1 protein-coding gene and 1 pseudogene are annotated in these 1,251 nt (G+C 58.4%); one reads left to right on the plus strand and one right to left on the minus strand.

All coding sequences use genetic code 11. The features are described 5' to 3' along the window. Positions 1–121: 121 nt before the first annotated feature. A pseudogene (locus F6X37_RS35750) lies at positions 122–514 on the plus strand (ATP-binding protein); the annotation flags it as partial. A gap of 94 nt (positions 515–608) precedes the next feature. On the opposite strand, the gene tnpA reads toward F6X37_RS35750, so the two are convergent. Continuing rightward, positions 609–1,022 (minus strand): IS66-like element accessory protein TnpA, encoded by a 414-nt coding sequence (gene tnpA, locus F6X37_RS35755; protein WP_187614668.1) that lies wholly within the window; start codon positions 1,020–1,022, stop codon positions 609–611. Between the last annotated feature and the right edge of the window lie 229 nt (positions 1,023–1,251).

The following is a 1,251-nucleotide window of genomic DNA, read 5'->3' on the forward strand; positions in this document are numbered from 1 at the left end:
TGGACACCGGTTGGTGCCGTGACGCTTAACCCCGAACGCGACTCAGTCGTCGAGATGGCGTCGATCAGCGCAAATAAACAGCCTCTGGCTGCATGAGTGAGGCGACAACTTGCTTGACGCGCGCCGCATCACCGCCGCCGACCTGATGATGCAATTGGCCGCCGCCCGGCAGCAGAACCGCTTGCGGGAATTCTTCAATCGCGCGGTGATAGGACCGAGGCTGCTCGTCATCGATGAAATCGGCTATTTGCCATTCGGGCGTGAGGAGGCAAACCTCTTCTTCAATGTCGTCGCTAAACGCTACGAACGCGGCTCAATCGTGTTGACCAGCAACCTGCCGTTCACGCAATGGGCGACAGCCTTCGCCGACGACCAGACGCTGACAGCGGCGATGCTCGACAGGCTTCTGCATCACGCTCATATCGTGCAAATCAGCGGCGAGAGCTATCGACTGAAGGACAAAAGAAAGGCGGGGCAAACAGGCACGCGGGCAAGCACGAAAGTAGCCGCGTGATACAGGACCCGGGTGGGTCAGATTTACTTCGGCGAAACCTCGAAACGTGGGTCAGGTTTCAGTCGGCGTTGACAGGTGCCGGTCGGCAGCGCGATCATGCCGGCCTCAGGCAATGCAGCACCAGTCGCAGCTGGGCTGGGTCTACCTTCCCGCTCACTCGCACGCGTGCGCCATTGAGCTCGATCTCGATACCTGAAGTCGCGGCTTCCTGTGCGCGCAATGGCAATTGCGCTGTCGGCACCGGTAGCGACGAAACCGCCATCGAATCATCCGGCGACATCGCCACCGGAACGAACACTGCCGTCTCGCTCACCGTCCTGTTGTCCAGCAGACCAGCACGGTACTGCCTGCGCCACTTGAACACCATGTTCGGATTCAGACCGTGCGACTGCGCGAGCTTTGCCACCGAGATGCCCGGCTCGCACGCTGCCATCGCAACTTCACGCCTGAATTCAGGCGCGTAATTCGGCCGCCCCTTGCGGCTGCCGCCACAGTCGATCTCTGTCATCAAAGTGGTCCCCACTACTCGAAGTGATGGACATCACTTTGGACACTCTCAACGTCGATGTCGATACGGCCTTCAAATGACGCTTACCATAAGACTATCCGATAAGTGTTCACGAAAAATTTACTTGGAATTTTGACCCGTATCCGCTGAGCAGAATTTCGAGCTCCGCATCGACGGTTTCTTTCGTCCACGTCGCGAATCGCCGCCAGTGGTACTTGAAGTGCTTCCA

Origin of the sequence: Paraburkholderia sp. 31.1, from assembly GCF_014397645.1 — a bacterium.
GTDB lineage: Bacteria > Pseudomonadota > Gammaproteobacteria > Burkholderiales > Burkholderiaceae > Paraburkholderia > Paraburkholderia tuberum.